General features: G+C 67.9%; 21 protein-coding genes. 14 read left to right on the top strand and 7 right to left on the bottom strand.

The window, feature by feature from the left end:
* Positions 1 to 30 precede the first annotated feature (30 nt).
* Positions 31 to 1,236 carry a methionine adenosyltransferase gene (metK, locus tag AC3WMA_RS19945; protein WP_492287076.1) on the top strand — a complete coding sequence of 402 codons (1,206 nt, stop codon included), beginning with the start codon at positions 31 to 33 and terminating at the stop codon, positions 1,234 to 1,236.
* Positions 1,237 to 1,345: 109 nt separating this feature from the next.
* On the top strand, positions 1,346 to 2,035 hold the full coding sequence (gene trmB, locus AC3WMA_RS19940) for a tRNA (guanine(46)-N(7))-methyltransferase TrmB (protein ID WP_492287075.1): 690 nt from the start codon (positions 1,346 to 1,348) through the stop codon (positions 2,033 to 2,035).
* Here the strand turns inward: trmB and AC3WMA_RS19935 are convergent.
* Entirely contained in the window at positions 2,010 to 3,098 is a 1,089-nt protein-coding gene (locus tag AC3WMA_RS19935; protein ID WP_492287074.1) for a DUF2336 domain-containing protein, read from the bottom strand. The genes trmB and AC3WMA_RS19935 overlap by 26 nt on opposite strands.
* Before the next feature lie 220 nt (positions 3,099 to 3,318).
* Here AC3WMA_RS19935 and rimP point away from each other — a divergent pair, with 220 nt between their 5' ends.
* The 7 genes from rimP (at position 3,319) to truB (ending at position 11,109) form a co-directional block, all read left to right on the top strand.
* The gene (rimP, locus tag AC3WMA_RS19930; RefSeq protein ID WP_492287073.1) at positions 3,319 to 4,014 is read left to right on the top strand and encodes a ribosome maturation factor RimP; all 696 of its coding nucleotides are present in this window, start codon (positions 3,319 to 3,321) and stop codon (positions 4,012 to 4,014) included.
* 5 nt (positions 4,015 to 4,019) lie between these two features.
* Positions 4,020 to 5,612 carry a transcription termination factor NusA gene (gene nusA, locus AC3WMA_RS19925; protein ID WP_492287072.1) on the top strand — a complete coding sequence of 531 codons (1,593 nt, stop codon included), beginning with the start codon at positions 4,020 to 4,022 and terminating at the stop codon, positions 5,610 to 5,612.
* A 14-nt stretch (positions 5,613 to 5,626) separates the two neighbouring features.
* Entirely contained in the window at positions 5,627 to 6,316 is a 690-nt protein-coding gene (locus AC3WMA_RS19920; protein ID WP_492287071.1) for an RNA-binding protein, read from the top strand.
* Positions 6,313 to 9,138 carry a translation initiation factor IF-2 gene (gene infB, locus AC3WMA_RS19915; RefSeq protein WP_492287070.1) on the top strand — a complete coding sequence of 942 codons (2,826 nt, stop codon included), beginning with the start codon at positions 6,313 to 6,315 and terminating at the stop codon, positions 9,136 to 9,138. The genes AC3WMA_RS19920 and infB overlap by 4 nt, the downstream gene beginning before the upstream one ends.
* A gap of 137 nt (positions 9,139 to 9,275) precedes the next feature.
* On the top strand, positions 9,276 to 9,710 hold the full coding sequence (locus AC3WMA_RS19910; protein WP_492287069.1) for a hypothetical protein: 435 nt from the start codon (positions 9,276 to 9,278) through the stop codon (positions 9,708 to 9,710).
* Between the two features lie 3 nt (positions 9,711 to 9,713).
* A complete protein-coding gene (gene rbfA, locus AC3WMA_RS19905; RefSeq protein WP_492287068.1) occupies positions 9,714 to 10,172 on the top strand; it encodes a 30S ribosome-binding factor RbfA in 459 nt (152 codons plus the stop codon).
* On the top strand, positions 10,162 to 11,109 hold the full coding sequence (truB, locus tag AC3WMA_RS19900) for a tRNA pseudouridine(55) synthase TruB (protein WP_492287110.1): 948 nt from the start codon (positions 10,162 to 10,164) through the stop codon (positions 11,107 to 11,109). Before rbfA ends, truB begins: the two co-directional genes overlap by 11 nt.
* 118 nt (positions 11,110 to 11,227) lie before the next feature.
* Here the strand turns inward: truB and hemA are convergent, their stop codons facing one another.
* From hemA to AC3WMA_RS19885, 3 genes are all read right to left on the bottom strand, one after another.
* Positions 11,228 to 12,439 (bottom strand): 5-aminolevulinate synthase, encoded by a 1,212-nt coding sequence (gene hemA / locus AC3WMA_RS19895; protein ID WP_492287067.1) that lies wholly within the window; start codon positions 12,437 to 12,439, stop codon positions 11,228 to 11,230.
* An 80-nt stretch (positions 12,440 to 12,519) separates the two neighbouring features.
* Positions 12,520 to 13,779 carry an allantoate amidohydrolase gene (locus AC3WMA_RS19890; RefSeq protein WP_492287066.1) on the bottom strand — a complete coding sequence of 420 codons (1,260 nt, stop codon included), beginning with the start codon at positions 13,777 to 13,779 and terminating at the stop codon, positions 12,520 to 12,522.
* 263 nt (positions 13,780 to 14,042) lie between these two features.
* Positions 14,043 to 14,789, bottom strand: a complete 747-nt coding sequence (locus AC3WMA_RS19885) for an SDR family NAD(P)-dependent oxidoreductase (RefSeq protein WP_492287065.1) — start codon at positions 14,787 to 14,789, stop codon at positions 14,043 to 14,045.
* Positions 14,790 to 15,153: 364 nt separating this feature from the next.
* On the opposite strand from AC3WMA_RS19885, the gene AC3WMA_RS19880 reads away from it, so the two are divergent.
* A complete protein-coding gene (locus AC3WMA_RS19880; RefSeq protein ID WP_492287064.1) occupies positions 15,154 to 16,005 on the top strand; it encodes a WecB/TagA/CpsF family glycosyltransferase in 852 nt (283 codons plus the stop codon).
* A gap of 10 nt (positions 16,006 to 16,015) precedes the next feature.
* Positions 16,016 to 16,918: a DUF6492 family protein gene (locus tag AC3WMA_RS19875; RefSeq protein ID WP_492287063.1), complete on the top strand. Its 903-nt coding sequence runs from the start codon at positions 16,016 to 16,018 to the stop codon at positions 16,916 to 16,918.
* On the opposite strand, the gene AC3WMA_RS19870 is transcribed toward AC3WMA_RS19875, so the two are convergent.
* Positions 16,910 to 18,142, bottom strand: a complete 1,233-nt coding sequence (locus AC3WMA_RS19870; protein ID WP_492287062.1) for a lipopolysaccharide biosynthesis protein — start codon at positions 18,140 to 18,142, stop codon at positions 16,910 to 16,912. The genes AC3WMA_RS19875 and AC3WMA_RS19870 overlap by 9 nt on opposite strands.
* Before the next feature lie 206 nt (positions 18,143 to 18,348).
* Here AC3WMA_RS19870 and AC3WMA_RS19865 point away from each other — a divergent pair, with 206 nt between their 5' ends.
* Both AC3WMA_RS19865 and AC3WMA_RS19860 read left to right on the top strand, forming a co-directional pair.
* Positions 18,349 to 19,347 (top strand): endo-1,4-beta-xylanase, encoded by a 999-nt coding sequence (locus AC3WMA_RS19865; protein WP_492287061.1) that lies wholly within the window; start codon positions 18,349 to 18,351, stop codon positions 19,345 to 19,347.
* A 24-nt stretch (positions 19,348 to 19,371) separates the two neighbouring features.
* A complete protein-coding gene (locus tag AC3WMA_RS19860) occupies positions 19,372 to 21,828 on the top strand; it encodes an exopolysaccharide transport family protein (protein WP_492287060.1) in 2,457 nt (818 codons plus the stop codon).
* A 10-nt stretch (positions 21,829 to 21,838) separates the two neighbouring features.
* Here the strand turns inward: AC3WMA_RS19860 and AC3WMA_RS19855 are convergent, their stop codons facing one another.
* Positions 21,839 to 22,888 (bottom strand): glycosyltransferase family 2 protein, encoded by a 1,050-nt coding sequence (locus AC3WMA_RS19855; protein WP_492287059.1) that lies wholly within the window; start codon positions 22,886 to 22,888, stop codon positions 21,839 to 21,841.
* Between the two features lie 166 nt (positions 22,889 to 23,054).
* Here AC3WMA_RS19855 and AC3WMA_RS19850 point away from each other — a divergent pair, with 166 nt between their 5' ends.
* Positions 23,055 to 24,224, top strand: coding sequence for a glycosyltransferase (locus AC3WMA_RS19850; protein ID WP_492287058.1), 1,170 nt, complete (start codon positions 23,055 to 23,057; stop codon positions 24,222 to 24,224).
* Positions 24,225 to 24,227: 3 nt separating this feature from the next.
* Here AC3WMA_RS19850 and AC3WMA_RS19845 read toward each other — a convergent pair whose 3' ends face one another.
* Positions 24,228 to 25,337, bottom strand: a complete 1,110-nt coding sequence (locus AC3WMA_RS19845) for an AbrB family transcriptional regulator (RefSeq protein ID WP_492287057.1) — start codon at positions 25,335 to 25,337, stop codon at positions 24,228 to 24,230.
* Positions 25,338 to 25,363 lie beyond the last annotated feature (26 nt).

Below are 25,363 nucleotides of genomic sequence, written 5' to 3'. Positions count from 1 at the left end.
TCCATGTGCCGATTCAGGGAAACCCCGACCGTGTCACGCCAGAATTACCTGTTCACCAGCGAGTCCGTCTCGGAGGGGCATCCCGACAAGGTCTGCGATCGCATCTCCGACGAGATCGTCGATCTGTTCTTCAAGGAAGCGGTCAAGGCCGGCTATGAGCCCGCCAAGGTCCGCGTCGCCGCCGAGACGCTGGCGACCACCAACCGCGTCGTCATCGCTGGCGAGGTCCGCACCCATCTCGACGAGAAGCAGATCAAGTCGAAGGTGAAGTCGGTCGCCCGCAAGGCGATCCGCAACATCGGCTACGAGCAGGACGGCTTCCACTGGAAGAAGTGCAAGATCGACGTGCTGCTGCACCCGCAGTCGGCGGACATCGCGCAGGGCGTGGATGAGTCCGGCAACAAGGATGTCGGCGCCGGCGACCAGGGCATCATGTTCGGCTATGCCAGCCGCGAGACGCCCGAGCTGCTGCCCGCCCCGATCTACTACGCCCACAAGATCCTCGAGACCCTGACGCTCGCCCGCAAGAAGGGCGAGGGCGACGCCGCCAAGCTCGGCCCGGACGCCAAGAGCCAGGTCACCGTCAAGTACGAGAACGGCAAGCCGGTCGGCGTCACCCAGATCGTGCTCTCGACCCAGCATCTCGACGAGACGCTGACCTCGGCCGATGTCCGCAAGATCGTCGAGCCCTATATCCGCCAGGCGCTGCCGGATGGCTGGATCTCCAAGGACACGGTCTGGCACATCAACCCGACCGGCAAGTTCGTGATCGGCGGTCCTGACGGCGATGCCGGCCTCACCGGCCGCAAGATCATCGTCGACACCTATGGCGGTGCGGCTCCCCACGGTGGCGGCGCCTTCTCCGGCAAGGACCCGACCAAGGTCGACCGTTCGGCGGCCTATGCTGCCCGCTATCTCGCCAAGAACGTCGTCGCGGCCAAGCTCGCCGACCGCGCCACGATCCAGCTTTCCTACGCCATTGGCGTCGCCAAGCCGCTGTCGATCTATGTCGATCTGCACGGCACCGGCAAGGTCGACGAGGCCAAGCTCGAGGACGTCCTCGGCAAGCTGATCGATCTCTCGCCGAACGGCATCCGCAACCATCTCGGCCTCAACAAGCCGATCTATGCCAAGACCTCGGCTTACGGCCATTTCGGCCGCAAGGCCGGCCGTGACGGCTCTTTCTCCTGGGAGAAGACCGATCTCGTCGACGCGCTGAAGAAGGCCGTCGCCTGATCCTTCAGGCACAGCCGGACCACCGAACCGGGGCGAGAGCCCCGGTTTTTGTTTGGGCTGTGGCATCGAGGGGCTTGATGTCCGCGTGCCGAGCAGCCAAGGCGGGGCCATGACCGAGCACGACAACGACCGCGCCTTCTATGGCCGCCGCAAGGGCAAGGCCCTGCGCGACGGCCAGAGCCATCTGATGGAACACACGCTGCCGCGCCTGCGCCTGCCGGAGGGTGAGATCGCCGATCTCGAGGCGCTGTTCCCGCAGCCCGTCGAGGCGGTCCGGCTGGAGATCGGCTTCGGCGGCGGCGAGCACCTTCTGATGCGGATGCGCGAGAGCCCGCAGATCGGCTTCATCGGCGTCGAGCCCTTCATCAACGGCATGGCCAAGTTCCTGGCTGTGGCCGAGCGCGAAGGACTGACCAATATCCGGGTCTGGGACGACGATGCCGCGCTCCTGCTGCCGCGCTTCCCGGCCGGCAGCCTCGATGCGATCGACCTGCTCTATCCCGATCCCTGGCCGAAGCGCCGCCAGCGCAAGCGCCGCTTCGTCTCCGAGCACACGCTGGGCCTGTTCGCCCGAGCGCTTCGCCCGGGCGGCCGCTTCCGCTTCGCCAGCGATATCGACGATTATATCGGCTGGACCCTGTCGCGCCTGATGGCCTCGCCCGATTTCGACTGGACCGACGAGCGGCCGGGCGACTGGCGCACGCCCTATCCCGGCTGGATCCGCACCCGCTACGAGGCGAAGGCGATCCGCGAGGGGCGCATCTCCAGCTATCTCACGGCTTTGCGTCGCGCATCCTGAGGAAGCCGAGCACGCGCTGGGCGGTGCCTTGCGCGAGGTTGCGGAAGCTCTCGCGGGCGCGGTCGACCGCCGCCTGCGACTTGCCGAAATCCTTGCGCAGCGAGATCAGCGCCGCCGTGGTCTCCCACGACCAGCCGAGCGCGCGCGCCACCAGCAGCACGGCCTCGCGGTCGCTGCCGAGGATGATCTGCTCGCTCGCCGGCAGGCCGAGCTGTGCCAGCACGGCGACGCCGCAGATCGCGTGCTCGGTCGCGCCGTCGCGGGCATAGGTACGGACCTTGGCCTCGTCGAGCAGGCCGGCTTCGTTGAGCTCGCGGATTTCGACGAGCGCTGCGCTGATCGCGCCGAGCTCGCCCGGCATCTGGCCGCCGGCCGCGATGGCGTCGGCTCCACGCTCGACCGCGCTGTCGACATCGCCGGCAAGCGTCGGTTCGAGGCTTTCGCTGAGCCGGCGCCGCGCGGAATTCTTGGCGGCGGCCATCAGCTGGGCGACGAGCTCGGCCGGGATGTCGCGGCGTAGGCCCAGCGTGGCCTGCAGGGCATCGTCCTGCGCCGCCCGCATCACCAGCACGCCCATGCCGTGACGGGAGAAGCGTGCGGTCTGGTTGGCGGCGACGGCGTGGGTGACGACGCGCCCGCCGCGCAGGATCAGGAAATCGGTGACGGGTTCGCCGAGCTCGGGCCGCTCGGTGATGGCCAGCATATGGTCGCGCCCCTTGGCGGCTGAGACCGCGACGAGGTCCTGGTCGTTCAGGCGCGGCGACTGCACCAGCACGGCGCGCGCCACGGCGATCTCGTCCAGCGCGAGCTGGCGGACGACGCCGCTCGGCGCGTTCGGCACCGGCGCGATCCGCTCCGACAATTCGACGCGTGCGCGCAACTCGATGGCACGCGACAGGCGCCCGATCACCACGTCGAAGACGCCGACCTGCTCCTCGTCCATATGGACGGCCGTGGCCAGGAACAGATCCGTCAGCCGCGACAGGATGTCGGCGCGCTCGTCGCTCGAGCCGCGCAGCATCGTGGATTCGAGATCTCGCAGCAGCGAGCCGACCGCACTCATACCAAGTCCTCAACCGGTATCCCGTTGCGTAATCTGGCACGCGAAGGATGACCATCGGGTTAGCGCCGCCGCAACCGAGCTTGCATATCGGGGCGATGCGGACTAAATAGCGGCCAACAGCTCTGGTATCGGTTAACGCCGATGATCAAGAGCGGGCCCACCGGCCCGCTCTTTTTTATTGGCCGCGACCCGCCGGAGGCAGACGGAACGGTCTCAGGCCATGAGTGAACCCACCCACGCGCCGACAGCGGCACCCGATCATGAACCCCGCCTCGTCGTCGAAAGCGGCGTCGCGGCGCGTGTCGCCGTGATCATCGAGCCTGCGATCATCGATCTCGGCTACCGGCTGGTGCGCGTGCGCGTCACCGGCCAGAACGGCTGCACCGTGCAGATCATGGCCGAGCGGCCGGATGGCACGATGAATGTCGAGGGTTGCGAGGAGATCAGCCAGGCGGTGTCGCCGGCGCTCGACGTCGACGATCCCGTCCAGACCGCCTATCACCTCGAGGTGTCGTCGCCGGGCATCGACCGGCCGCTGGTGCGCGCCAGCGATTTCGAGCGCTGGGCCGGCCACCTCACCAAGATCGACACCAGCGAGCCGGTCGCCGGCCGCAAGCGCTTCCGTGGTATCCTGCGCGGCGCGGCCGGCCAGGATGCGCTGCTGACGCGCGACGACGCCAAGAGCGAGGAAGAGCGCGATGTCGCGATTCCGATGCGGGCGATCGCCGAGGCCCGCCTCGTGCTGACCGACGCGCTCATCACCGAGGCGCTGCGCCGCGGCAAGTCCGGCCTGCCGCCGGAAATGCCGCCGGCCGATGACATCGCCGGCCCGAAGAAGGGCCGAGGGAAATCGCTGGGACCGCGGCCGAAAAAGGCCGACACGCAGGCCCCGCAAGAAGACAACGAAGAGGAGTGAGCGTCATGGTCGTCAGCGCCAACCGGCTCGAACTGCTGCAGATCGCCGACGCGGTCGCCCGCGAGAAGTCGATCGATCGCCAGATCGTCGTCGACGCCATGCAGGACGCCATCGCCAAGGCCGCCCGCTCGCGCTACGGCATCGAGACCGACGTCCATGCCGAGATCAACACCAAGACCGGCGAACTGCGTCTCGCCCGCCATCTCCAGGTCGTCGATACCGTCGAGAATCCGGCGATCGAGATCACCGTCGACGAGGCCAAGCGCCACAACCCTGCCGCCCAGGCCGGTGACGTCATCGCCGATCCGCTGCCGCCCTTCGATTTCGGCCGCATCGCCGCCCAGTCGGCCAAGCAGGTCATCGTCCAGAAGGTGCGCGAAGCCGAGCGCGACCGCCAGTACGACGAGTACAAGGATCGCATCGGCGAGATCGTCAACGGCGCGGTCAAGCGCGTCGAATACGGCAACGTCTTCGTCGATCTCGGCCGTGGCGAAGCCATCATCCGCCGCGATGAGATGATCCCGCGCGAGACCTTCAAGGTCGGCGACCGCGCCCGCGCCTATGTCTACGACGTGCGCCGCGAGCCGCGCGGCCCGCAGATCTTCCTGTCCCGCACTCATCCGCAGTTCATGGCCAAGCTCTTCGGCCAGGAAGTGCCCGAGATCTATGACGGGATTGTCGAAGTCAAAGCGGTTGCCCGCGACCCCGGTTCGCGCGCCAAGATCGCCGTGATCTCGCGCGATTCCTCGATCGATCCCGTCGGCGCCTGCGTCGGCATGCGCGGCTCGCGCGTTCAGGCCGTCGTCGGCGAGCTCCAGGGCGAGAAGATCGACATCATCCCGTGGTCGCCGGACGTCGCGACCTTCGTCGTCAACGCGCTGCAGCCGGCCGAGGTCGCCAAGGTTGTGCTCGACGAGGAAGCCGACAAGATCGAGGTCGTGGTTCCCGACGAGCAGCTCTCGCTCGCCATCGGCCGCCGCGGCCAGAACGTCCGCCTTGCCTCGCAGCTCACCGGCTGGGATATCGATATCCTGACCGAGGCCGAGGAGTCGGAGCGCCGCCAGAAGGAATTCGTGCAGCGCACGGACCTGTTCATGAATGCGCTGAACGTCGACGAGACGGTCGGCCAGCTCCTGGCTTCGGAAGGCTTCCGCAATGTCGAGGAGCTTGCCTATGTCGAGCTCTCGGAGCTCGCCTCGATCGAGGGCTTCGACGAGGACACCGCCGGCGAGATCCAGAGCCGCGCTCTGGAGCATCTCGCCGCCGTCGAGGCGGAGCTGGACGAGAAGCGTCGTGCGCTTGGCGTCGAGGACGCCTTGCGCGAAGTCGATGGCGTCACCACTTCCATGATGGTCGCGCTCGGCGAGAACGATGTGAAGAGCGTCGAGGACCTCGCGGGCTGCGCCACGGACGACCTTGTCGGCTGGACCGAGCGCAAGGACGGCGAGAGCACCCGTCACTCCGGCTATCTCGACGGGTTCGACCTGTCGCGCCAGGACGCGGAAGCGATCATCATGGCCGCCCGCATCCATGCCGGCTGGGTCGAGGCGCCGGCCGAGGAGCCTGAGGCGGAAGCCGACGAGGCGGCCGAGGCCTGAGCGGGATCGTCGCGATGAAGGCGGCTCAGAAGGAAGGACCGGAGCGGAGCTGCGTCGTGACGCGGACCGTGAAGGCGCCCGACGATCTGATCCGCTTCGTCGCCGGGCCCGACGGCATGCTGGTGCCGGATCTCAGGCGCAAGCTGCCCGGACGCGGCGTCTGGGCGAGCCTCAGCCGCAAGACGGTGACTGAGGCGATCAAGCGCAAGGCCTTCGAGCGTTCGCTCAAGGCGAAGGTCGCGGTTCCCGCCGACCTTCCGGAGATGATCGACGCGTTGATGCTGCGCGATGCGCTGCAGGCGCTGTCGATGGCCAACAAGGCGGGGCTCGTGATCGCGGGCTTCGCCAAGGTCGAGGCTCTGATCGGCTCGGGTCGTTGCGTCGGCGTCATCGCCGCCAGCGACGGCGCCGAGGATGGCAAGCGCAAGATCGGCCAGGCCGTCAGGCGGCTTGGCGCGGCGCGCGAAGCCGAAGGGCTCAAGGCCCGCGAACTGCCCGTCGTCACGATTTTCGCGGCGGCGGATTTGGAATTGGCGTTGGGGCGGGCACATGTGATACATGCCGCGCTTGCTCCGGGACCGGCGGCCGAGGGTGTGCTCTCCCGCTGGCGTCGGCTCGTCCGGTATCGGACGGACGATACCGCCGCATCCGACCAGAACGACACCGAAGACACGACCGAACCGGCAGGACCGAACGCGGAATGACCGATACCAAGAACCCGGGCGACAAGACACTCTCCGTCAACCCGCCCAAGACCCTGTCGCTGAAGCGGCCTGTCGAGCAGAGCACTGTTCGCCAGAGCTTCTCGCATGGGCGTACGAAGCAGGTCGTCGTCGAGGTCAAGCGCCGCGCCGCCGGGCATGAGGTCAAGGAGCCCGTCGCGCCGCGTGCGCCGCAGGCCCCGGCTCCACAGGCGACCCCGCCGCGCCCCGCCGCTCCGCAGCCGCCCCAGCGCCCCGCCGGCAGCATGCTGCTGCGCACCCTCTCCGACGAGGAGAAGGACGCCCGTCAGCGCGCCCTTTCGGAAGCCCGCAGCAGCGAGGCCGAAGCCCGCCGTATCGCCGAGGACGAGGCGCGACAGCGCAACGCCGCCATCGAGCGCGAGCGCCAGGAGCGTGAGGCCGCCGCCGCCCGTCAGCGGCAGGAGGAAGAGCGCCGCCGTCAGGAAGACGACCAGAAGCGCCGCGTCGAGATGGCCGCCCGCTCGCGGGACGAGCAGCCGGCCCGCCCGGCCGCCCCGCCGCCGCAGGCCCGCGAGGCCGCGCCTGCGCCCCAGGCCCCGGCGCCACAGCCGACCCAGTATTACGGCCGCCCGGCTCCGTCCGGCCCGCGCGAGTTCACCTCGCGTCCGCCGATGCGTGACACCGGCGCCCGCCCGCCGCGTCTCGACGGCCGCCCGCCGCGCTCCGATTCCCCGCGCCCGCCGCGTCTCGACACCACGGCTCCGTCCGAGCCGGCCGTCGTGCGCCCGGCCCGTCAGGCCCCGTCTTCAAGCGGCGCCCCGCGCAATCGCTCGGACGATGTCGATGTGAAGGCCGCCTTCCGCCGTCCCGGCGTCAGCGCCGGCCCCGGCCGTGGCCCGGCTCCCGCCGCGCCCAAGACGCCGAAGACCACCAATGACAAGCCGCGCGGTCGCCTGACGCTCTCGACGGCGACAGGGAGCGACGACGAGCGGACACGTTCGGTCGCCTCGTTCCGCCGGCGCGTGCAGCGCATGACCGGCCACCGGGCTTCGGACGCGCAGAAAGAGCGCGTGATGCGCGAGGTGATCATTCCCGAGACGATCACCATCCAGGAACTCGCGAACCGCATGACGGAGCGCGGCGTCGATGTCATCCGCCTGCTGATGAAGCAGGGCGCGATGCACAAGATCACCGACGTGATCGATGCCGACACCGCCCAGCTCATCGCCGAGGAAATGGGCCACACCGTCAAGCGCGTCGCCGAATCCGACGTCGAGGAAGGCTTGTTCGACACACCGGACACCGACGAGACCCTGGAGTCGCGGCCGGCCGTCGTGACCATCATGGGCCATGTCGACCACGGCAAGACCTCGCTGCTCGACGCGATCCGCAAGACCAAGGTCGTCACCGGCGAAGCCGGCGGCATCACCCAGCATATCGGCGCCTATCAGGTGACGACGCCGCTGGGCAGCCAGGTGACCTTCATCGACACCCCCGGCCACGCCGCCTTCACCGCCATGCGCGCCCGCGGCGCCAAGGTGACGGACGTCGTCGTGCTGGTCGTGGCAGCCGATGACGGTGTCATGCCGCAGACGGCCGAGGCGATCCATCACGCCAAGGCCGCCGGCGTTCCGCTGATCGTCGCGATCAACAAGGTCGACAAGTCCGACGCCAACCCGGATCGTGTCCGCGCCGAGCTGCTCCAGTACGAGATCCAGGTCGAGACGCTGGGCGGCGAGACGCTCGAAGTCGAGGTGTCCGCCAAGACCGGCCACAACCTCGACAAGCTGCTCGAGGCGATCTCGCTTCAGGCCGAACTGCTCGACCTCAAGGCCAACCCGCATCGCGCCGCCGAAGGCACGGTCATCGAGGCCAAGCTCGACCGCGGCCGCGGCCCGGTTGCGACCGTGCTCGTCCAGCGCGGCACGCTGCGTACCGGAGACATTATCGTGGCCGGCGCCGAATGGGGCCGCGTCCGCGCCCTGATCGCCGATACCGGCGCGCAGGTGAAGGAGGCTTCTCCTTCCATGCCGGTCGAGGTGCTCGGCTTCAACGGCACGCCCGAGGCCGGTGACCGCGTCGCGGTCGTCGAGTCCGAGGCCCGCGCCCGCGAGATCACCGATTACCGCGAGCGTCAGCGTCGCGACCGCCTCGCCGCTCGCGGCGCGGCTTCGGGTGCCGGCCGTTCGCTTGCCGAGATGATGCGCGAGCTTAAGGAAGGCGCTGGCCGCAAGGAGTTCCCGCTCGTCGTCAAGGGCGACGTGCAGGGCTCGGTCGAAGCCATCGTCGGCGCGCTTGAGAAGGTCGGCAACGAAGAGGTTCGTGCCCGCGTGCTGTCGTCGGGTGTCGGCGCCATCACCGAGTCGGACGTCACGCTCGCCCAGGCTTCGGGCGCGGTCGTCGTCGGCTTCAACGTGCGCGCCCACAAGGAAGCGCGCGAGGCGGCCGATCGGGCCGGCGTCGAGATCCGCTACTACAACATCATCTATAACCTCATGGATGACGTGAAGGATGCGATGTCGGGCCTGCTGGCGCCGACCCTGCGCGAGACCATGCTCGGCAACGCGACGATCCTCGAGATCTTCAACGTCTCGAAGGTCGGCAAGATCGCCGGCTGCCGCGTCACCGACGGCACGATCGAGCGCGGTGCCAATGTCCGCCTGATCCGCGACAACGTCGTGGTTCACGAGGGTAAGCTCGGCCAGCTCAAGCGCTTCAAGGACGATGCCAAGGAAGTCGTGGCCGGCCAGGAATGCGGCATGTCCTTCGAGAACTACCAGGACATGCGTGCCGGCGACGTGATCGAGTGCTATCGCGTCGAAGAGATCAAGCGCAGCCTCTGAGAACGGGGTGGGGCCGCCCGGGCTTGACCCGGGCAGTCCACTTCTGTTTATCGGCTCTTCCAGAGAAATGGCCGGGCTTCGTGCCCGGCCAATGACGTTAACCGTCCATCCGGTCCGATCCCGGAGAACGAGAACGAATGTTGGTATATTCCCCACGTCCGCCCCTTACGGGAGCGCTTGTCGCCGGTACGTTGCTTGTCAGTGTGTTGACGGCATCCGCGGCGTTAGCGGAGGTCTGCGATAAGATCGCAGGCGAAGGATGGACCAGAGAGAGTGGGCCGATCGGACTCTCGTTCACCTCCCGAGTCCTGCTTTTTCTTGCTTTGATCGGTTTTGCATACAAGGCAAACCGTTGGTGGCTTTCCTGGGCGCTTTTCGGTGGAACCGGTCTCCTCGTCGCGTTGGCTGTGATCGAGGGGTATGACGATCCAATAGCGCGCGCGGCGATCCTAGAGGGCTGTTTGCGCCCGGCAAAGGGAACGGATTTTATTGTGCCAGCTCTGGCCATGGTCGCCTTTGGCTGGATCGCGCTGCGCCAAAACATATCAACCGATATCAAGTCGAAAACCTGAGATATGGCTAAACCTGCAAAACCTTCCGGCCCGTCCCAGCGGCAATTGCGCGTCGGCGAATTGATCCGCCACGCGCTCGCCGAGATGCTGGCGCGCGGCGACATTCATGACGACGTGCTGGCGAAGCATGTGATCACCGTGCCGGAGGTGCGCCTCTCGCCGGATCTCAAGCTCGCGACCGCCTACATCATGCCGCTCGGCGGGCAGGATATTAAGCCTGTGCTCAAGGCGCTCGAGGCCAACAAGCGCTATATGCGCGGCGAAATCGCCCATCGCGTGAACCTGAAATACGCGCCGGATATCCGCTTCCGTGCCGATGAGAGCTTTGCCGAGGCCGAGCGCATCGACGCTTTGCTCGATACCGACGCGGTGCGCCGCGACACGCAGGTCCAGCGCCTCAGGATCGACCAGGACCACGAAGACGAAGCCCCTGAAGACGACCGCCGTGACGATGACCGCTGAGAATTCCTCCGAAACCGCCCCGAACCAGGATGCCGCGCCGGCGCCGCGCCCGAAGAAGCGCGACGTCCATGGCTGGGTCATCCTCGACAAGCCGATCGGCATGACCTCGACCCATGCGGTCAGCGTCGTGAAGCGTGCCTTCGGCGCCAAGAAGGCCGGTCATGCCGGCACGCTCGATCCGCTCGCTTCCGGCCTGCTGCCGATCGCGCTCGGCGAGGCGACCAAGACGGTTCCCTTCGTCATGGACGGCCGCAAGGCCTATCAGTTCACCGTCGCCTGGGGCTCTCAGACCAATACCGACGATACCGAGGGCAACGTCATCGCGACCTCGGATGATCGCCCCGACGAAGCAGCGATCATCGCCCTGCTGCCGCGCTTCACCGGCACGATCCTGCAGACACCGCCCAAGTTCTCCGCGATCAAGATCGCCGGCGAGCGCGCCTATGACCTCGCCCGCGACGGCGAGGAGGTCGAGCTGGAGGCGCGGCCCGTCGAGATCGACGCGCTCCGCATCGTCAGCCATGACGGCGCCACCACGACTTTCGAGGCCGAGTGCGGCAAGGGCACCTATGTCCGCGCCATCGCCCGCGATCTCGGCCTCGCGCTCGGCTGCCTCGGCCATGTCGCGCATCTGCGCCGCACCCGCGTCGGGCCGTTCACGGTGGCGGACGCCGCAAGCGTCGAGACCCTGCGCGAGAGCCCGGAAAGCGCACTGACGGCGCTGCAGCCGGTCAAGGCGGCGCTGACGCTGATCCCGGAGATCGTGCTTCACCGCGACGCCGCCGCCCGCCTCAAGCGCGGCCAGAGCGCTCTGCTGCGCGGGGCCGGCGCCCCGATCGAGCTGGAGGCCGCCTACGCCACCTGCGCGGGCACGCTGGTCTCGACGGGTTCGGTCCAGAACGGCGAGTTCGTCCCCCACCGCGTCTTCAATCTCTGATTCACAAGCGCCGTCATGCTCGGGCTTGACCCGAGCATCTCGTGCCGGAAGGGGCAACCGGCGCTTTCTCGTCCGGAGATTCTCGGGTCAAGCCCGAGAATGACGCCTTGGACGACCCTCAGGCCGCCCGCTTCAGCCCGTCCCGCGCCCAGATCGCACTGAGCGCCGCCACCAGCGCGTCGATATCGGCGTCGGAATGGAAGGGCGAGGGCGTGATCCGCAACCGCTCCGTGCCGCGCGGCACGGTCGGATAGTTGATCGGCTGGACATAGATGTCGAAGCGCGCGAGCAATTCGTCGCTGATCGCCTTGCAGGCCTTCGCCTCGCCCACCATCACCGGCACGATATGGCTGGGATTGGCGAGATGCGGGATGCCGGCCGCGTCGAGCCTGGCTCGCAAGGCCGCGACGCGGTCCTGCTGGCGCTCGCGTTCGACGGAGCTTTCCTTGAGATGCCGGATCGCGGCGATCGCGCCCGCCGCCACGGCTGGCGGCAGAGAGCTGGAGAAGATGAAGCCGGAGGCGAAGCTACGGATGAAGTCGCAGAGCGCGGCCGAGCCGGTGATATAGCCGCCGATCACGCCATAGGACTTCGCCAGCGTGCCCTGGATGAGGGTGAGCCGGTCGGTCAGGCCCTCGCGCTCCGAGATGCCGCCGCCGCGCGGGCCGTACAGCCCGACCGCATGGACCTCGTCGATATAGGTCATCGCGCCGAATTCGTCGGCGATATCGCAGAATTCCTTGATCGGCGCGATGTCGCCATCCATCGAATAGACCGACTCGAAAGCGATCAGCTTCGGCCGGCTCGGATCGAGCGCCGCAAGCTTGCGGCGCAGGTCGGCCGGGTCGTTATGGGCGAAGATATGCTTTTCGACGCGCGAATGGCGGATGCCCTCGATCATCGAGGCATGGTTCAGCCCGTCGGTCAGCACGATGCAGCCGGGAATGCGCGCGGCCAGCGTCGAGAGCGAGGCCCAGTTCGAGACATAGCCGGAATTGAAGATCAGCGCGGCTTCCTTGCCGTGCAGGTCGGCAAGCTCGCGCTCCAGCAGGACATGGTAGTGGTTGGTGCCGCCGATATTGCGCGTCCCACCAGCGCCGGCACCGCTGCCGTCGAGCGCCTGATGCATCGCGGCCAGCACCTTCGGATGCTGGCCCATGCCGAGATAGTCGTTCGAGCACCAGACGGTGACGTCGCGCGGGCCGCTCTCGCCATGATAGGTCGCGAGCGGAAAGCGGCCAGCCTGGCGTTCCAGATCGGCGAAGACACGATAGCGGCCTTCGCGGCGCAATCCGTCCAGCTCTTCGCGGAAGAAACTCTCGAAATCCATTCCAGCCTCCTGCGGCGCGCCTCTCCTAGGCCTTTCGGGCCCCTGGTGGAATGGTGCGCGGTGTCGCGGCTGGAATCGTTCTACTGTGAGTGCCCGGCCAGTTCCAGAATCGTTTCGATGAGGACGCGGATGGCGATGCCGGCATCGGCCTCGGTCATGTTCTCCAGCGGCGAGTGGCTGATGCCCTTCTCGTTGCGCACGAAGAGCATGGCGACAGGCGCGACCTGCGCGATCGCCATGGCGTCATGCCCTGCACCGGAGGGCAGGCGCCGGCCGGCGAGATTGCTGCCGCTGCGGGCGATGCCGGCGGCGAAGGCATCCTGCAGCCTCGGCTCCATCGGCACGGCTGCGGCTTTGGCATAGGGGATGATCTCCAGCCCGACGCCGCGTCGCGCCGCGATCTCGGCGAAGCGGCTCTGAATCTGCGCCTCCATCGAAGCGAGCGTCGCGTCCTTCGGTGCGCGGTAGTCGATGGTGAACTCGGCTGCGCCGGGGACGACATTGGTCGCGCCGGGCTCCGGCCGGAGCACGCCGACCGTGCCGACCGCGAGTTCATGCGCGCCCGCGATCTGCTCCAGCGCCAGCGCCATCTCGGCCGCGGCGGTCAGGGCGTCCTTGCGCAGCGCCATCGGCACGGTGCCGGCATGACCGGCCTCGCCCGTGACACGCACCCGTGCGCGACTCTGGGCATTGATGGCAGTGACGATGCCGACCGGCTCGTTCTCCGCCTCCAGCACCGGCCCTTGCTCGATATGGATCTCGAGATAGGCCTGGATCGAGCCGGGCTTGCGGGCGAGCGCCGCGATCCCGGCCGGGTTGCCGCCGAAGGCGGCGAGGGCCTCGCCGAGCTTCACGCCCTCGCTGTCGCGCGCCTCCAGCCAGGCCGGGTCATAGGCGCCCGCCAGCGCCTCGGAGGTCGAGAGATGCGTGGGAAAGCGGACATTTTCCTCGTCGCCGAAGCCGATCACCTCCACCGGGAAGGGCAGGCTGATCCCGGCATCGCGCAGGGCCTGCACGGCCAGGATACCGGCGACGACGCCGAGATTGCCGTCGAAGCGCCCGCCATCCTTGACGGTGTCGATATGCGAGCCGATCAGCACGGCAGGCGCGCCCGGCACGGTGCCTTCGCGCCGGCCCTGGACCGAGCCGGCGGCGTCGATGAAGGCGGTCAGCCCCGCGACCTCCATCGCGCCCTTGACCCATTCCGCCGCCTGCCTGTGCGCCGGTGAGAGATAAAGCCGCGTCAGCTTGCCGGGCTCGTCGCTGAAGCGATTGAGGCCGGCCAGCGCGGCGAAGGCGCGGGCGCCGAGGACGGCGGCGGAGGGAAGCGTCTGCGTCATGCCATCAAGCTAGATCAGGGTTTCGAAAACTGCGACGGGCAATTTCGCCAAGCAGCTTCTCCTTGGCAGCATTGGTGGCAGGCTCGGAATGCGCCGCAAGCGCTCAGCCGTCATGCTCGGGCTTGACCCGAGCATCTCTGACCGAAAAGGGCTCCTCATCCTGCGAGAGATTCTCGGGTCTGCGCTTCGCTTCGCCCGAGAATGACGCGCCTAGGCACTGGGTTTGCCCGGCATGACAGCGAGATGCGCGCCGGCAGTTGCCTTCAATAGGTCGCGCGGCCACCCGACAGGTCGAACACGCCGGCCGTGGTGAAGCTGTTCTCGGCCGAGGCCAGGAAGGCGACCATCGCGGCGACCTCGTCGGGCAGCAGGAAGCGCCCGCGCGGGATCTTCGCCAGCATGTAGCCGATATGCTCCTCGCTCATCTGGTCGAAGATGCGGGTGCGCGCCGCCGCCGGCGTGATGCAGTTCACCGCGATGTCCTTGTCGGCGAGTTCCTTGCCGAGCGACTTGGTCAACGCGATCACCGCGGCCTTCGAGGCGGAATAGGCGGAGGCGGTGGGGTTGCCCTCCTTGCCGGCGATCGAGGCGACCAGGACGATGCGGCCGTAATTGCGCTTGACCATGCCGGGGATCACCGAGCGGCAGCAATGCAGCGTGCCGTCGACATTGAGCTTCATGACGCGGGCCCAGTCCTCCAGCGGATATTCCCAGGTCTTGTGATTGGGGCCGGCAATGCCGGCGCTGGTGACGAGGATGTCGATGCTGCCATGCTGGGCCTCCAGCGCATCGCTTGCCTTCTGGACGGCCTCGGCATCGGTCACGTCGACACCGACGCCGATCGCGCCATGGCCGATCTCGCTGGCAGCCTTGGCAGCGAGTGCCGCGTCCACATCCCAGATCGCAACGGTCGCCCCGCTCTGGGCGAAACGCTCCGCGACGGCGCGGCCGATGCCTTGCGCCCCGCCGGTCACGATGGCGACGCGCTTCTTTAAATCGATTTGGTTCATGCCAGCCCTCCCGAATTTTATGCGGGCCACCCTAGCCGGGCGGATCGGCGCCGGCCAAGGGGGCATGGTCGTTTCGGTGCAAGGCGCAGGGCCGCCATGCATTTCGTTAAGGATGATGACAAAAAAATCGGCGAGGGATGGCCGCGTTCCTGTGTCGGATCGGGGCGTTTTGGGAGGGGGCTGTGCCGGGGTGGAGCGACGCTCGGGAGGGGGGGGCGCGATCACCGGCGCTTTCGTTCCGGTTCGGCACAAGGCCTTGTTGCTGCAAGAGGATTGCCATTAACGCGCCTTCGCGGATCACGGGAATAAGCCATTCACCTTTCAGCCGGCTTTGCCTTGACCCCGGGCCCGGATCGACCAAGGAATGGCGGCATCCGGAATGGGCCTTGTGCCCCTCATCGAGATCGCCGTGCCCGCAACCGCCTCCATCACGATCGCCAGCGAAGCCGGAAGCCGGAAGCGGCCGGGCTATGCCAAGCGCGATATCGGCGGCATCGGCATCGCGGTGATGGAGCGCGACGTGGCGATCGCGGAGGTGGTCGACGCAGTGTCGACGGGAAGCCATATGAAGATGGCTTTCTGCAACGCCAACCTGGTGAACGTCGCCGCCGGGAATGCCGCCTTGCTGCGCAGCCTTTCGACCTTCCTCGTGCTCGCCGACGGCATCGGCGTCGATGTCGGCAGCTGGATTCTCTACGGCAAGGCTTTCCCCGCGAACCTCAATGGCACGGATTTCTTCCCGTCGCTCTTCGCCGGGGCCCGGCGGCCGATGCGCGTCGCCTTGCTCGGTGGCCGCCCGGGTGTCGCGGATCGCGCCGCGGCGAACCTGACGCAACGCTATCCCGCGCATCGTTTCAGCGTGGTCTCGCACGGCTATTTCACGGCCGAAGAGGAATCCCGCCTTCTCGACGGTCTGAAGGCGGAGCGCCCCGACCTGCTGCTGGTGGCGATGGGCAATCCGCTGCAGGAGCGCTTCATCGCCGACAAGCTCGGCCCGCAGCATTGCTCGGTCGCGGCCGGCGTCGGCGCGCTGTTCGATTTCTTCGCCGATGAGGTGCAGCGTGCCCCCGAGTTCGTGCGCAAGGCACGGCTCGAATGGATATTCCGCCTTTGGCTCGAACCGCGCCGGCTCTGGCGGCGCTATGTGCTCGGAAATCCCGCTTTCCTCCTGCGCATCGCGCGGCAATATGCCGTGGGCGGTCGACGGAGCGGGTGAGTCCAACCAATTGAACGAAACTTTTGCCCTGGCGACGCCGAGCTACAGGGGCGACATCGAGCGTTGCCGGTTGCTCTGCGCCAGCATCGATCGCTTCGTCACCGGCCACGCGGTCCATTATCTTCTCGTCGAGGATCGCGATGCCGCGCTCTTCCGGGACCTTGAAGGGCCGCGCCGGCGCATCCTGACGGAATCGCAATTGCTGCCGGGCTGGCTGAAGCCGCGCCCCGATCCGCTGAGCCTGGGCAAGCGGCGCCTCTGGACGGGATTGCGGGCCCTGGCGCGCGGCATCCCGCCGCTGCGCGGCTGGCATGCCCAGCAGCTCCGGAAATTCGCCGTGGCCAAGGTCTGCGCCGAGGATGTCATCCTCTTCGCCGATTCTGACATGCTGTTCCTGCGCCCTTTCGACGTGACCAGCCTGTCGGATGACGGGGCTATCAGGCTCTATCGCAAGCCGGACGCGATCACGACAGGCATGGCGCGGCATATCCCGTGGTGCACGCATGCCTCGACCCTGCTCGGGCTCGACGCGCCGACCTTTCCGAGCCCCGACTACATCAACAATCTGGTGAGCTGGCGGCGCGACCATGTGCTGGCCCTGCTCGACCATGTCGAGGGCGTGAGCGGGCGTGACTGGGTCTCGGCCATCGCCCGTGATCGCCAGTTCTCGGAATACATGATCTACGGCTATTTCGTCGAACGCGTGCTCGGGCTCGAGGCTGCCGGCCACTGGCCCGATGAGCGCGAACTCTGCAAGGTCTACTGGTTCAGCGAGGATGTCGCCGGCATGGAGCGACTCGCTTCCTTCGAGGAGGTTCTGGAACCCTGGCAGGTCGCCGTCGGCGTCCAATCCTTCATCGGCCAGCCGCTCGACCGCATCCGCGCCCTGTTCGAGCAGCAGGCCTCAGCGTGACGGCTGTCGCGCCAGCAGGCCGTAGGTGAAGCCGGCCGAGGCGAGATAGACCGCGCCGAAGACGAGGTTCATCCAGGCGGCCCAGCTGCCGGCCTCCGGGAAGCGCGTCATCACCACCGAGATCAGCCCGGCCTTGATTGCCGTGAGCAGGCACAGGAGCGCGATGCGCGAGCCCGTGCGCTCGCGCGCATAGAGCAGCTCGGCGTGATACTCGACGAGATTGCGGAAGGCCGGGACCAGCAGCATCGGCGCGAACAGATAGGCCGCTTCCGAGACATTGCGCCCAAGCAGGTTCGGGAAGGGCATGAGCGCGACGATCACGGCGACGAGCCCGCCGACCGAAACCAGCGCGATGCCGGCCTCGTAGGCCGCAAGCCGCCTGAAGCCGCCGACGCCGCGATCCTTCATGATCTTCTGGACAAGCATCTGGTTGAAGCTGCGCACCGGCATGGCGGTGAGGTCGATCACCCTGAGCGCGATGGCATAGAGGCCGGCGGTGCGCTCGCCGGCAAGTCCCAGCACCAGCAGCTTGTCGAGTTCCGACTGGACGTAGAACACGATATCGGCCGCGCCGGCGAAGACCGCATCCGCCATGCGGCGCGGATAGAGGCTGCGCACGAAGCGCCAGCGCGCCCTCGGCAGGAAGGCGAGGAGCGCGATCAGGGCGCTCGCCATCGTGGCCCCGCAATAGGCTAAGGCCCAGATCTCGAGGTTGGCATGGCCGAAACCGGCGAAGAGCAGGGCCGCTATCGTCCGCAGTCCGGAGCCGATGATGACGAGCAGCGCCGCCTGCCGGAAGCGCCTCAAACCGTTATTGACGATGGCGACGGCCTCGACGAGCCGCCAGCCCAGCACCTCCGCGACGATGATCACCGCGAAGGGCAGGAGCGCGAGGCGCTCCGCGAAGAGCAGCAGATAGGCGCCGCCGGCCGCCGCGACGATCAATGGCAGCGACAGGGCGGAGAGGCCCGCGAAACCGGAGAGATAGGCGCCGAGCAGGCGCGGCTTGACGGTGGCGACGCGGTAGAGCGGCGAGATGAAGCCGAAGGCGAGCAGGCGCGACAGGATGAGCCCGGTCGAGGACGCCGTGGCGAACAGACCGAATTCGCCGAGGGTCAACGTATTCGCAACGATGAGGAAGTAGACAAGAGAGATCACGAGCCGGCCGGCGGAGCCGCTCAGGATGGTGAGGTAGGCGAAGATGGTGGCGCGATCCGGCAGCATGACCCGTTTCCGCGGCGGCTGGCCCGGCGCGTGCCTTTGCATTGCAACGTGACGATCACCTCTTAGACCAGAGGCGTTGAACGACCCTAAACGACACGGAAGCGTCCCGATTGACCAAACGGAAAGCTGAAACGGACCGGAATGAGGCAGCGCCGACGCGCCGCGGCGTGCTGCGTGGCGCGTCCGCTTGCCTGATGACCGGGGCCATGACCGGGACCGGCACCGCCGCTGTGCGGCCGATCCCGTTCGGCTCCGCGGCGGAGATCGGCGCCTTCCGGGAGGATGTGCGCTATCGCGACGCGCTGAAGCGCTATTGCGATGTCATCGTCCCCATGAACGACCTGAAATGGGAAGCGCTGCGGCACGACCAGCCGCGCTTCGACTTTTCCGGCGCCGATGAGCTCGTCGCTTTCGCCGAGGCGAACAAGAAGACGCTCCGGGGCCACACGCTGCTCTGGGGCGAGGCGCTGCCCAATTGGGCACGGGAAATGACGACGCGGGCCGAGGCCGAGCGCGAGCTTGTCCAGCACATCGAGACCGTTGTCGGCCGCTACAAGGGCCGGATCGCGACCTGGGACGTCGTCAACGAGGTCATCAAATACGACCCGCTGGAGGGCGGGCCGTGGCGCGATACCATCTGGCAGCGCCTGCTCGGGCCTGAGCATGTCGACATCGCCTTCCGCACGGCGGCGCGGGTCGATCCCAAGGCCAGGCTCGTGCTCAATGATTTCCATTTCGAGGAGCCGGTTCCCGGCGCCGCAGCCCGCCGCAAGGTCGCGCTCGATATCTGCCGCCGCCTCAAGGACAAGGGCATCCCGATCCATGGCGTCGGCATGCAGGCCCATCTCTATGCCGACAAGGGCATCGATGTGGAGGGCGTGCAGCGCTTCATGCGCGATCTCGACGCGCTCGGCCTCGATGTCGAGATCACCGAGCTCGACGTCATCGACTGGAAGCTGCCGGCCGATGCGGCGCAGCGCGACAAGACCGCCGCCGCCCTGGTCTCGACCTTCCTCGAAGCGGTCGTATCGGCCAAGCGTCCCAAGGCGATCATCGCCTGGGGGCTGACTGACCGCTATTCCTGGGTTCATGAAACCTTCCCGCGCAAGGACAGCGCTCGGGCCCGGCCCCTGCCGCTTGATGCCGACTACCGGCCCAAGCCGATGATGGCCGTGCTCGAACGCTATCGGCGCGGGGTCGCGTGATGCGGGACAGTGAAGCGTAGCGTCATGTTCACCACCGGGCCCGCCGCGAGCGAAGCACAGGACAAGCCGGACCGGCCGGAGCGGCCGGCCCCGGCCCTGCCTGCCCAGCTCGCGCGGCTGGCCGATCCCGTCTGGATCATCGGGACGCTCTGGGCGCGGCGCTGGCTGATCGTGCTCATGGCCGTGCTCGGCCTGGCCTTGGCGATTCTCGGCGGCCTGCTGATGACGCCGAAATACGTTTCGACCGCGCAGCTTTTCATCGACCCACGCGACCTGCGCGTGCTCCAGAACGATGTCTCCCCCAACAATGTCGGCAGCGATCCGACCTCGATCACCGGCTATCTCGAAAGCCAGGCGCGCGTGATCGCCTCCGACAGCATCAAGTCGCGGGTCGTCGAGCGTCTCGGCCTCGATCGCGATCCGGATTTCGGTGGCCCTTCGAGCAGCTTCCTCTCCCGCCTGCTGGGAACCGATACCGGCCCCTCGCCGAAGGCGACGCTCTACGCGCTGGCGGCGCTCGACCGCACGGTCACGGTGCGCCGCGGCGAGCGCACCTTCGTCATCGACATCTCGGCGACGGCGCAGGACCCGGACAAGGCCGCGAAGATCGCCAATGCGCTGGCCGAGGGCTATCTGGAGGACCAGACGGCGGTGCGCGCCGAAGCCGCGCAGAAGGCGACTGCCGCGCTGACCAGCCGCCTCGAGGAATTGCGCAACCGCCTGCGCATCGCCGAGGAAAAGGCCGAGAAATACAAGGAAGCCAACAATATTGTCGGCGTCGGCGACCGTTCGCTCGGCGAGCAGCAGCTGTCGCTGAACAGCACGCAGCTCGTCGCGGCCCGGACCCGTGCCACAGAAGCCAAGGCGAAATACGACCAGATCGCCGGTACCCGCACCTCCAGCATCGAGGCCGGGGCCATTCCGGAAGCGGTCGCCTCCAACACCATGACGGCGCTGCGCGCGCAGCTGGGTGCCGCGCTGGCGCGCGAGGCCGATCTCGTCTCTTCGCTCGGCGCCCGGCATCCGGCGCTTGCCTCGGCGCAGTCGCAGGTGCGCGATGCCAGGCGCCAGATCAATGAGGAACTCGCCCGCATCGGGCGCGCCGCCAAGGTCGAATATGACCGCGCGGTCGAGGCCGAGCGTCAGCTGGCCCGCCGCGTCGACCAGCTCACGACCGGGCAATACGCCGCCGGCCGGGCCTCCGTGCAATTGCGCGAGCTCGAGCGCGAGGTCGAATCCTCCCGTGCTATCTATGACGCCTTCCTGAGGCGCGCCCGCGAGACCGGCGAGCTCGGCGGCATCGACACCACCAACGCCCGCGTCATCAGCCCGGCCATGCCGCCGCTGGAGAAGAGCGGCATGAGTCGCCGGACGCTGGCGCTGCTCGGCGCTTTCGGCGGCGGCGGCGCGGGCGTCCTGCTGGCGCTGGGTCTCGCCGTCTTCGCCGTACCACGTCCACCGGAGCCGCCGCCGGCTCCGAAACGCAAGCCGTTCTGGCGCCGCGCGCCGCGCCCGGTCGCAACCGAGCCGGTCGAGAACGAGCGCGTAGAACCAGCCCCCGCACCAGCTGTCGCAGTCACCCCGCCTCCGCCCAGGCCGGTGACGCCAGCGGCCGCGCCTGCAGAGCCGCCTCCGCCGCCGCAGCCCGCTCAGACAGGCGCGAGGTCAGCGAACTGGCGGCGCCTGATGGCGATCCCGGGCGGCTCCGCGAAGCGCGCTGCAAGTCCTCCGGAGGCCGCGCCCATTCCCGAGGCCACCTCCGAACCTGTGTCCGAACCGGCGCCCCTGCCGATGCTCGGCACCATCCCGCAGGTGCGCAACCGCCGTTGGCGACGCGACGTGGCCGAGGCACGCTCGGTCTTCCAGGGCCAGGCCCATCTCGTCGATGTCATCGACAAGCCGCAATCCGGTTTCGCCACCGCCGTCGCCGCGACCCGCCGCGAGCTGGCCAGGGCTGCGGGTGGCGAGCAGCGTCGCCGTATCCTGGTCGTCGGCCTGGAGCCACAGGCGGGGGCGACGACGCTCGCGCTCAATCTGGCGCTCGATGCGGCCCAGTCCGGCCTGCCGGCGCTGCTTGTCGATGCCGCTGAAGGTGCTCATGGCCTGACGCCGGTCTTCGCGGCGGATGCGTCGGTCGGCCTCGGCGATGTCATGTCCGGCGAGGCGGCACTGGGCCGCGCGATCATGAAGGACGAGGGCACCGGCCTGACCTTCATGCCCTGTGCGGGGGCGATTCCGCCGGCCGGTGCGGGCTCGCTGCGGACGGGCGCTTTCGCCGCGACGCATCGCTTCGGGCCGATCATCGTGGATGGCGGCCATCTGGCGGCGGACAGCCTGCTCGGGCGCTTTGCCGAGGTGGTGGACGACATCGTGCTGGTTGTGCGTGACGGCAAATCCGCCAAGGCTGGAGCCGAACGCCTGAAGGCGCAGCTCGGGACGCATGCGGGCAAGCTGCGCGGCATCGTGGTCAACGTGGCCTGAGCAGCCCCGGTCAGTTCTTCTCGGGCTTGCGATACTGCTCGTTGGCGACACCGAATTCGGACATCAGCCGGCCGATCGCGACCTGGGCATGGTAAAGCCCGATCAGCCCGGAGCGGGTGCGGAGCCCCAGGGCAAACCCGCGCGGGACCGACGCGGCAAGCAGGGCGAGCGATTTCGCGAGCACGCGAAGCCTCCCGCCCGGTCCCGGCTTCTGCCGCCTTTCGATCGCCGCCGAGATCGCGCCGTTGCGCAGGCCGCGCGCATGGATCCAGTCGAATTCGCTGCGCCGTTCCGGCATGGTCTCGCGCTGCGCGGCCTCCTGCACCCACCAGAAGCGGAAGCCGGCCGCCTTGGCGCGGGTGAAGAAATCCGTGTCGCCGCCACCGGTGAAATCGAAGCTTTCGTCGAGGAAGGGAAAGCCCAGCTTGTCGAGCACATTGCGCCGGATGAGGTAATTCGCGCTCGAATAGAGCATCGGCACCGGGCCGCTCACGCCGTAATGCGAGCGGAATATCGGATGCGCCGAAAGCCAGGCGCGCGAGGCATCGGCAAAAACGGCCGTGACCGAGCCGCCGAACAATTCGGCAGGCGCCGTGCGGGCGGCCGTGACGAAGGCGTCGAGCCAGCCGGGCTCGGCCTCCTCGTCGTCGTCGATGCCGAGGACATGCTCTAGCGCCGGAAAGCGCGTCAGTGCGCAGCGCCAGGCCGCGTTATAGGCCTTGCAGTTGCCTTGTCGCGGTTCGACGATGACGAAGCCCTTGAACAGCCCGGCTGCGTGCAGGGCGCTGGCGCGGGCCGCGCCGGCCCGCTCTATTCCCTCGTTCTCGACCACGATCACCGCGAAATCATGCCCGCCCTGCTGGCCGGCGAGCGAGCGCAGCGTCGCTTCCAGCATGTCCGGGCGCTTGAAGGTCGGGACGCAGACGACGCTCGTGATTCCGGCCAGTGCCTCCGGCGCCGAGCCGGCCACGATCTCGAAGCTTTCGGGAACGGCGAAGACCGGGAGGGCAGAGCGGCCTCGTTCGCCCCCCGGCGCATCGTCTCTGGTCTGGCTGGCCATCGTCATCACCCGGAAAGCTAGGCCGCGGCAGCTTAAGGTTCCGTGTTTGCCGCTGTCGAAACAAGGGCGGGTCCGGCCAGCCCCCGTTGATCATAGTCAAGGACGCCGCTTGACCTGCCCGGCCAATGAGAGGAGTGGAATATCACCTGCCGACGAGCTGTCCTCCTTGCGTCTCGCTTTCCTGACCTCGCTGATCCCGGTCGCCCGGCCGGATACCGGTTTCGAGATCGCCAACGCGGCGATCCTGAAGGCGTTGCGCGATGCCGGGCATGACGTCACCGCGATCGGTTTCCTGCGTCCCGGCGAGGTTCCGGCCGATCCCGATCAGGCCGTCGTCGTCGCCGAGGCCGATATCGAAAATGCGGTCGTGACCGCCGGAGAGAAACTGCGCTGGCTCTCGGCGGCCCTGCGGCTGGGAATGCCGGTCGCCTGCGCGAAGCTCCGGCTGATCGGGGAAGGGCGCCTCGTCGAAACCGTGATGGCGCATGGACCTTTCGATGCGCTGGTCCTGAACTCGGTATTGCTGCCCGGTGCCTTCCCGGAGCTCATGCGGATCGCCCCCTGCATCCTGGTCGAGCATAATATCGAGCATGTCTCGGCCGATCAGAACGCCGACCATGCCGGGAACCCGATGCTGCGCTGGCTCTACCGGCGTGAGGCGCGATTGCTGGAACGGCTGGAGCGCGGGCTCTGGCACGAGGCGCGCTTCATCTGGACGCTCGCCGAGGAGGATCGCCAGGCACTCGGGGCTTCCTATCGGGAGAAGTCCTGCGCCCTGCCGCTGGTCTCCGGCGAGACTGCCGCTTCCATGCCCGATGATCGCGACGAGGTTCCAGCCTTCGATGTCGGGATGATCGGGACCTGGACCTGGGGCCCCAATCTGATCGGCCTCGAATGGTTCCTGCGCGAAATCTGCCCGCTATTGCCCGATGATATCCGCATCGCGGTCGCTGGCCGCGTGCCGCCGGAGCTGCGGCCGCCGCTCAGCGTGACGCTGGTCGGGCGCGTGCCGTCGGCCGAGCATTTCCTGCGCTCCTGCTGCCTCGTGGCGCTGTCGAGCCGGGCCGGCACCGGGGTGCAGCTCAAGACGATCGAGGCGATGCAGTTCGGCCTGCCGGCGGTGGCGACGACGCTGTCCTGTCGGGGGTTCACGGCCGTGCCCGCGAATTTCACGCTGGCCGATACGGCGGCCGATTTCGCCCGGGCCGTGATGGAGCGGGTCGCGGCGATCCGCGCGGGCGACTGGGAGCGCATCGATGGCGCCGCCTTCATGGCGGAGCAGCGCATCGCGCTTGCGGAAGGGCTCGCGCGGGGGCTTGCCGCCGCGCTGGCATGAGGGTTATTCCGCCGCCGCTTTGCGGTTGTGGCGGCCGATCAGGCCGAAGATCGGCCCGGCCGACACCATCACGAGGAAGACGCGGATGATGTGGTGGGCCGCCACGAAGGCGACCTCGGTATGGAGCGCCAGCGCGATCAGGCTCATCTCGGCAAGGCCGCCCGGCGAATAGGCCAGGATCAGCGGGATATGGCCGTGCACGGATACCAGCGCGACGAGCCAGGCGAAGCCCAGCGTCAGCGCTAGCAGGATCACGGTCGAGCCGACCGAGAGCAGGAGCACGCGCAGGATGATGCGCGGCGCCGTGCCGACGAAGCGGCAGCCGATCGTCACGCCGAGCACGAGCTGCGCCGCATTGACGATCTCCGAGGGCGGCATCGCGGAGCTCAGGCCGGTGACATGCACGATCGCGCTGACCAGCATCGGCCCGAGCAGGTATTTCGCGGGCATCCGCAGCCAGTGGCCGACGATCACGCCCACGATGCCGCAGCCGATCAGCCAGAGCTCGGAACCGAGTGGCGTCTGCGTGATCGACGGGCCGGCGACGCGCCCGCCGCTTAAGCTGACGCCGCCGATCCACTGCACGATGAAGGGCAGCGTCATCACGACGAGCAGGATGCGGGCCGAATGGATCAGCGCGATGATGCGGGCGTCGCCGCCCTTTTCCTCGCCGACCGTCACCATCTCGATCAGCCCGCCCGGCATGCCCGAGAAGAAGGCGGTGACGGGGTCGAACCCGGCGACGCGGCGGAAATAGCTGACGCAGCACAGCCCGCAGGCGACCATGAACAGGATGAGCCCGGCCAGAGTCGGCAGCCAGTTCGGCAGTTGCGCGACGACCTCCGGCTTGAAGGAGGCGCCGAGCATCACGCCGATCACGGCCGTCATCGGCGGGCGGATCACGGCTGGTGCGGCGACCGGCAGGCTGATCAGGGCGGCGAAGGTGCAGAACACCATCGAGCCCAGCATCCAGGGCAAAGGCAGCCTGGCCTGCACGAAAAGCCAGCCGCCGAGCCCGCCGAGCGCCAAGGCCAGCGCGAAGCGCCGGTACGGGAAGCGGCTGGGAGCCAGCGCCTTCAGGCCACCGATGAAATCGTCGAGCAGGACCTTCATCGGATCGTTCCGCCGCGCACGGTTCG

Source organism: Allobosea sp. FW305-C-101 (assembly GCF_058783685.1).
This window is presented reverse-complemented; position numbering and strand designations above follow the sequence as displayed.